Origin of the sequence: Tenacibaculum agarivorans, assembly GCF_001936575.1 — a bacterium.
Classification (GTDB): Bacteria; Bacteroidota; Bacteroidia; order Flavobacteriales; family Flavobacteriaceae; genus Polaribacter; species Polaribacter agarivorans.
In genome coordinates this window covers 19,666-27,156 of sequence record NZ_MSMP01000048.1, presented here as the reverse complement: position 1 = coordinate 27,156, position 7,491 = coordinate 19,666, and the positions used below count along the sequence as shown (strand labels likewise).

At 33.0% G+C, this 7,491-nt stretch carries 6 protein-coding genes; all 6 read left to right on the top strand.

Features of this window, described 5'->3' with window-relative positions:
• On the top strand, positions 1-581 hold a 581-nt coding region (locus BVC87_RS23580), incomplete at its 5' end, for an NHL repeat-containing protein (RefSeq protein ID WP_200799222.1).
• 229 nt (positions 582-810) lie between these two features.
• On the top strand, positions 811-1,188 hold the full coding sequence (locus BVC87_RS21480) for a rhodanese-like domain-containing protein (RefSeq protein WP_234974708.1): 378 nt from the start codon (positions 811-813) through the stop codon (positions 1,186-1,188).
• 530 nt (positions 1,189-1,718) lie between these two features.
• The gene (locus tag BVC87_RS21475) at positions 1,719-2,747 is read left to right on the top strand and encodes a ligase-associated DNA damage response exonuclease (protein WP_075344464.1); all 1,029 of its coding nucleotides are present in this window, start codon (positions 1,719-1,721) and stop codon (positions 2,745-2,747) included.
• Complete coding sequence (locus BVC87_RS21470) at positions 2,748-4,334, top strand: ATP-dependent DNA ligase (RefSeq protein WP_075344463.1); 1,587 nt, start codon at positions 2,748-2,750, stop codon at positions 4,332-4,334.
• Positions 4,331-6,790, top strand: a complete 2,460-nt coding sequence (locus BVC87_RS21465; protein WP_075344462.1) for a ligase-associated DNA damage response DEXH box helicase — start codon at positions 4,331-4,333, stop codon at positions 6,788-6,790. The genes BVC87_RS21470 and BVC87_RS21465 overlap by 4 nt, the downstream gene beginning before the upstream one ends.
• A complete protein-coding gene (gene pdeM / locus BVC87_RS21460) occupies positions 6,787-7,437 on the top strand; it encodes a ligase-associated DNA damage response endonuclease PdeM (protein WP_075344461.1) in 651 nt (216 codons plus the stop codon). The genes BVC87_RS21465 and pdeM overlap by 4 nt, the downstream gene beginning before the upstream one ends.
• Positions 7,438-7,491: the final 54 nt, after the last annotated feature.

The following is a 7,491-nucleotide window of genomic DNA, read 5'->3' as shown; positions in this document are numbered from 1 at the left end:
TTTTAGGAACCACAGAAGATGGTAAACACATCAGTGGTGTATATAAAGTAAACTTATCTGAACTCCGTGCTGAAAATCCTTTAAAAATTAGTCCATATGTAAATGATGCTACTAAAGACAAACATTTATTCGAAACCTTTATTTCCAATGGTACATTGAAGTTTGGAGCCAATGGTTTAGCTGTTGATGATGAAGGTAACTTGTATACAGGTATTATGGAAGAAGGCACTGTGCTTAAAACTAGTATGGATGAAGATAATGTTAAAATCAAAACTATTCCTTTTGCGAAAGGCATGATTGCAACCGATGGAATGAAATGGGATTCTAGTACACAAAAACTATATATTACAGATTTATTTGCTAATGCAGTATATAGTATTGATACAAATGGGAAACTAAATTTACTTGCAAAAAATGGTGATACTGATGGTGCAGATGGAAAACTAGACGGACCATCTGAAGTTGTTATTCGAAATAAAGATATTATTGTAATGAACTTTGATGCTGTTTTTGACAATCCAAAAATGGTAAACACCAAAGCAGATCAACCCTATACATTATCTATAATACCTTTGGAGTAGCAACATCTTAACGTATAAATTTTAAATAATAAGGCTGTCTGAAAATCGTCATTCCGAGCTTTTCGACTGTCGCTCAAGACAGATGAAACGAAGGAATCTTTTAAATTTAAGTTACTAATAATAAGATTACTTCAAAATTAAATTTTTCGTAATGACGTTTGAAAATACCTTTTTCAGACAGCCTCATTGTAATTTTGAATGATTATTTTTGAGATATTATTGATCAAAAATGATGAAACAAGTATTCCTAATAATCACAATTTTTATTGCACTATCAGGATGTAATTCTCAAGATACATCCGATACTAAGAGATTAAATATTGTAGAATTCAATTCAGCTATTACTAAAGATAACGTTCAACTCATTGACGTTAGAACACCTAAAGAATGTGAACAAGGACATATTCCTAATGCGATAGTCATTGACTATTTTGCTGATGATTTTATCACTAAAGCTAAAACACTAGATAAAAATAAGTCTGTGTATTTGTATTGTAGAAGTGGTAAAAGAAGTGCCAAAGCTTCTAAAAAACTACAAACCTTGGGTTTTACTCAAGTTTACGATTTAGAAGGTGGATATTTAAAGTGGAGTAAGGAGCATAACTAAAACTTTTGTATTTAGAATAAAATTGTGTCAATTAGAGTCTACCGACAAAAATTTTATGAAACGACTGTAAAAACTTGATCTATTGATAAGAATTATTAAAATCAAGGTAGCATGATTTTCGTTATTAAATAAATAGATTACTTCTTCACTTCACTATGTTTCGTTTATCGTAATGACACTTCCCAAAATACTATCATTACTATCTTTTGTTGGTTATGGCAAACGATCCCTGAGTTTATCGGAGGGAGAGTGAAGCAATCTTCGTTTTAGAAACAGGATTTTCGTTATTAAATCAGTAGATTACTTCTTCACTTCACTATGTTTCGTTCATCATAATGACACTAGAAATTCAATGTTGTCACAGCTGTTTTACAAAACTTCACTGGATATATCTAAACCTAACTTACCTTCATTTTTAGATATAGTTTTCTTTTGATTTTAATAGATTTAATCACCATAAAAGAATTCAATTTCGTAAAAAACCATATTTAAACTCATTTTTGTTTATCATTTTGTTAAATTTGTTAAACATGAAATTGATTCGTTTCACAAATAAAGGTATTTATTGTATTCCAGGTAAGTTTTATCTGGATCCTTGGTATCCTGTAGATTATGCTATTATTTCTCACGGACATGCAGATCATGCACGCTGGGGAATGAAACATTATTTGTGTCATACGCTGACTAAAAACATCATTAAACATAGAATTGGCGCAGATATATCTGTAGAAACTTTGAATTACAATGAACCTAAAACGATAAATGGTGTAAAAATTAGTTTTCATCCAGCAGGACATATTATTGGTTCTTGTCAAATTCGCTTGGAATATAAAGGTAAAGTTGTGGTGTTTTCTGGAGATTATAAAATTAAAGAAGACGGACTTACCACGCCTTTTGAATCTGTAAAATGTCATGAATTTATAACGGAAAGTACGTTTGGTTTACCGATTTACAAATGGCAACCAGAACATCTCTTAAAGGCTCAGATTCACGATTGGATTCAAATGAATCTCTCCAACAATAGAACCAGTGTCTTTTTTGGTTATTCTTTAGGTAAATCTCAAAGAATCATGAAACTCTTGGAAGATTTCGATGAAATCTATGTACACAATGCTATTCATCATATTAACAATGCTATAGAAACTTCTGGAGTTGCTTTGCCAAAAACAATTCGACTAGATGGTAATTTTAAGAAAGACGACATGAAAAACAAGATTGTTATCATGCCACCAGCATTATTGGGAAGTAAATTATTGAAAAGAATTCCGAATGCAGCGACGGCCATTTGCTCTGGTTGGATGCAAATTCGTGGAAATAGACGCTGGCGTGGTGTTGATGCAGGATTTGTTGTGAGTGATCATGCAGATTGGGATGGTTTATTACAAGCAGTGAAAGCTTCAGAAGCAGAAAAAGTGTATGTGACTCATGGTTCACAAGCTTCATTTTCTAGATATTTAAATGAAATCGGAATTGAATCTGAAGAAGTAATTACGGAATACGGAGAAGAACAGATCAATTCAGAAGAAAAAAAGACTGTAGCAATAGCAGCATCAAAATAAATGAAAGCCTTTACGCAACTTATTAATAGTATCGAAATAACGAATAAAACCAATGCTAAGATTGAAGCTTTGGTTCGTTACTTTAAAACTGCTGAGGATAAAGATAAGTTGTGGATGATTGCTTTATTTACTGGTAAACGTCCTTCAAGACCCGTAAAATCGTCATTTATGAAAGCGTGGTGTATGGAAATTTCTAAAATTCCAGAATGGCTTTTTTTAGAGAGTTACAGTACGGTTGGAGATTTAGGTGAAACTTTGGCTTTGTTATTACCCGATCCTTCAAATACTATAGAAAAACCAGTGTATGAATGGATGGACGAATTGGTGCAATTAAAACCTAAAACAGAAGAAGAGAAAAAAGAGTATGTGCTAAAAGCCTGGAACGGATTACAACCACAAGAACGTTTGATCTTTAATAAGTTAATTGGTGGAAGTTTCAGAATTGGTGTATCTAAAAAAACACTGGTAAATGCTTTAGCAAAACTTACCAATACAGATGTAAATCAATTGATGCATAGCATAATAGGTAATTGGGATATCAACGCTATTACTTTTAATGAATTGCTGTCAGGAGCGCATATTAATTATGATAATTCAAAACCTTATCCGTTTGCTTTGGCTTATAGTTTAGAGAAAGAATTAAATGAATTAGGAACAATTGAGGATTGGCAAATAGAGTACAAATGGGATGGTATTCGTGGACAAATTGTAAAGCGAAATGACGAGATATTCATTTGGAGTAGAGGAGAAGAGTTGGTTACGAATCAGTTTCCTGAGTTAATTGAAGCATTTCAAACTTGGGAAGGAGATTTTGTAATTGACGGAGAGATTTTAGCTATAAAGGATTCCAGTGTGTTGTTATTTAATGATTTACAAAAGCGATTGAATCGCAAAAACATCAGTAAAAAGTTGTTACAAGAAGTTCCAATAGGATTTTATGCCTATGATATCATGGAGTTTCATCAACAAGATCTTAGAGAAACTTCTTTAGCTTCTAGAAGAATTCAATTAGAAAATCTATTCGAAAATAACACTTCGACCAGCGTAAAATTGTCTGAAACTATATATGTTCAAGATTGGAATGAATTGAATGCGATTCGAAATGAGTCTCGAAAGTTGAATTCAGAAGGTTTAATGCTGAAGCAAAAGAGTTCTACTTATCATATTGGAAGAAAAAAAGGAACGTGGTGGAAATGGAAAGTTGATCCGTTAACTATTGATGTTGTGATGATTTACGCACAAAAGGGTAGTGGACGAAGAAGTTCAAAATATACCGATTACACGTTCGCCGTTAAAAAAGAGGATCAATTGGTTACGATTGCAAAAGCATATTCAGGATTAACAGATGCGGAAATTACAGAAATTAGTAGATGGGTAACGAAGAATGCGACTGAAAAATTTGGACCTGTAAGAACTGTAAAACCTGAGTTAGTGTTTGAAATTGCATTCGAAGGTATTGCTTTGAGCAATCGACATAAATCTGGAGTTGCCTTACGTTTTCCAAGAATAAAACGTTGGAGAAGAGATAAAAAAGTAGAGGAGATCGATACGATTGAATCGGTAAAAGATTTAATTTTCAAGCAATGAGAAAATTAGAAGAAACCAGCGGTTACCAAATTATCGAAGATTGGATGGCATCAAAATCCTTTTCACCTTTTGATTTTCAATTGAAAGCTTGGAAAAAATATTCCAATAATTATAGTGGTTTAGTGGTTGCTCCAACGGGTTTCGGAAAAACATATTCGATGTTTTTGGCGGTTGTTATTGATTATTTGAACAATCCAGATTCCTATAAAAAAGGATGCAAATTACTGTGGATTAGTCCGCTTCGTTCTTTAGCGAAAGATTTACAAAAAGCCATGCAAACTGCTATTGATGAGATTGGTTTGGATTGGGTAGCTTCAGTAAGAAATGGCGATACACCTCAAAATGTCCGTAGGCAACAAGAACGAAAAATGCCAGATATTTTGTTGACGACACCAGAAACCATGCATTTATTGTTTACGCAGAAAAACAACTCAAGATGGTTTAAAAATGTACAGTGTATTGTTGTGGATGAATGGCATGAATTGTTATCTACAAAACGTGGCGTTTTAACGGAACTAGCAGTGGCTAGAATACGATCATTGTCGAAAAATGTTCGTATTTGGGGAATTTCAGCTACTATTGGAAATTTGGAAGAAGCGAAAGAAGTGTTGATTCCATATTCTGGTGTAAAAACAACAATTATAACATCTAAGGAAAAGAAAAAGCTAAAAATTGTTTCGTTACTGCCAGATGAAGTGGAAGTTTTGCCTTGGGCAGGACATTTAGGCGCACATATGATTAAAAAAGTGTTGCCTATAATTTACGAGAATACCACCACTTTAATTTTTACAAATACACGAAGTCAGTCGGAATTATGGTATCAATTGTTATTAGATTCCGATCCTGATTTAGCTGGACAAATCGCTATTCACCATGGTTCTATTGATAAAAAACTAAGAAACTGGATTGAAGATGCGATTAATGATCAATTACTCAAAGCCGTTGTTTGTACTTCTTCCTTAGATTTAGGTGTGGATTTTAAACCTGTTGATTGTGTAATTCAAATTGGCTCTGCAAAAGGAATCGCAAGATTTATACAACGAGCGGGGAGAAGCGGTCATTCTCCTTACGAAGTTTCAAAAGTATATTGTTTGCCTACACATTCTTTGCAATTAATTGAAGTTTCTGCATTAAAAGAAGCCGTAAAACGAAAAGACGTGGAATCTAGAACTCCGGTAGTTTTGCCTTACGATGTTTTGGTTCAGTTTTTAGTGTCATTAGCGGTTGGAGAAGGATTTGACGAAACAAAAACCTTTGCTTTATTGCAGCAAACACATGCGTATTCACAATTATCTCTAGAAGATTTTAAATGGGCAATGTTATTCATTACTAAAGGTGGAAATACATTAAAAACCTATGAAGAGTTTCATAAAGTTGTCTTTGATGAGGAAAGTCAGTTATATAAAGTAACAAGTAGACGAATAAGTATGTTACATCGCATGAATGTTGGTGCTATTGTGAGTGATGCAATGTTAAAAGTTCGATTTATGAAAGGTGGTTTTGTGGGAATGATTGAAGAATATTTCATCTCAAAACTAAAGAACGGAACTCCATTTGTGCTGGCTGGTAGAGTTTTAGAGATTGTTCATATCAAAGAAATGACTGTTTTTGTGCGCAAAAGTTCATCTAAAAAAGCAATTACTCCAAGTTGGAAAGGAGGGAGACTACCACTAACTTCTTATTTAAGTCATTATTTACGATTAAAACTAAATGATGCTTTAGAGCCGGGAATTCGGGAACGAGAATTGAAGTTTCTAAATCCTTTATTAACAGCACAAAACAGTAATTCTCATATTCCAAAATCCGATGAGTTTTTAGTGGAGAAGATTAAAACTCGAGAAGGATTTCATTTGTTTTTTTATCCGTTTGAAGGTAGACTAGTACATGAAATTATGGCCTCGTTAATCGCCTATAGAATCAGTAAAATAAAACCAATTACATTTACCATTGCCATGAACGATTATGGTTTTGATTTGTTAAGCGATCAAGAAATTCCTGTAGATGAATTGAATATTAAAGAGCTTCTTTCCAAAGAAAACCTAATGCAAGATGCAATTGCCAGTGTAAATGCTTCAGAAATGGCGAATAGAAAATTTAGAGATATTGCCGTAATTGCCGGGTTAGTGGTACAATCGCAACCCGGAAAAAGAAAGACAAATAAAAGTTTACAATCGTCTTCGGGTTTGATATTTAGATTTTTAGAAGATCAAGAACCAAATAATTTGTTAGTACGACAAGCCTACACCGAAGTATTTAATGAACAATTGGAAGAAGCCAGATTACAAGAAGCTTTTCAGCGAATTGCTAGGAGTAAAATCATTTTAAAAGAGGCGAGTGGCTATACACCATTGAGTTTCCCAATAAAAGTAGATAGTTTACGAGATACTATGAGTAATGAGAAATTAATAGATCGTGTAAAAAGACTTCAAAACCAGCATTATAAGTTAATTCAATGAATATTTTAACAGAGGAAATTCAATTTGGCGGGGCGAGTTTAACGTTGACAAATCAACGAGTACTATATTGGAAATCAGAAGAAATGTTGATTTTGTCGGATGTTCATATTGGTAAAACGGCACATTTCAGACAACACGGAATTGCCATATCAGATCATGTTTTACATAAAGACTTACAACGATTAGCAGAGTTAATACATTATTTTTCACCTAAAAAGTTAGTTGTAGTTGGTGATTTATTTCATGCAGAATATAATTCAAATATTACCGAATTTAAAGAATGGCTAACAGATTATACAGATTTAGAGAAAGTTTTAGTCAAAGGAAATCACGACAGAATTCATTCAATGGTTTCGGAAGAATTAAATTTCACGGTCTTAAACGAATTAATGATTCAGAATATTACGTTTAAACATGATGTGGATCACGCAGACGAAAATGAATTTATAATTTCTGGACATATTCATCCTGGAGTTAAATTAAAAACTCGTGGGAAACAATATTTAAAATTACCGTGTTATTATGTGAATCATACAGAATTGATTTTACCGGCGTTTAGTTTGTTCACAGGATTAAATACGAACTATGATATTGAAAAGGGGAATATTTACGTATTTGACGACGAGATCATTTTTAAGGCAAAATAACACGGGAATAGTGGTTTTAAAACACTCTATTTAACATAATATAAAGTACATCCT

What these genes read in the sequence shown, in the direction of transcription:
- BVC87_RS21480 (WP_234974708.1), top strand. Translation starts at nt 811, where the DNA reads ATGATGAAACAAGTATTCCTAATAATCACAATTTTTATTGCACTATCA.
- BVC87_RS21470 (WP_075344463.1), top strand. Translation starts at nt 2,748, where the DNA reads ATGAAAGCCTTTACGCAACTTATTAATAGTATCGAAATAACGAATAAA.
- pdeM (WP_075344461.1), top strand. Translation starts at nt 6,787, where the DNA reads ATGAATATTTTAACAGAGGAAATTCAATTTGGCGGGGCGAGTTTAACG.
- BVC87_RS21465 (WP_075344462.1), top strand. Translation starts at nt 4,331, where the DNA reads ATGAGAAAATTAGAAGAAACCAGCGGTTACCAAATTATCGAAGATTGG.
- BVC87_RS21475 (WP_075344464.1), top strand. Translation starts at nt 1,719, where the DNA reads ATGAAATTGATTCGTTTCACAAATAAAGGTATTTATTGTATTCCAGGT.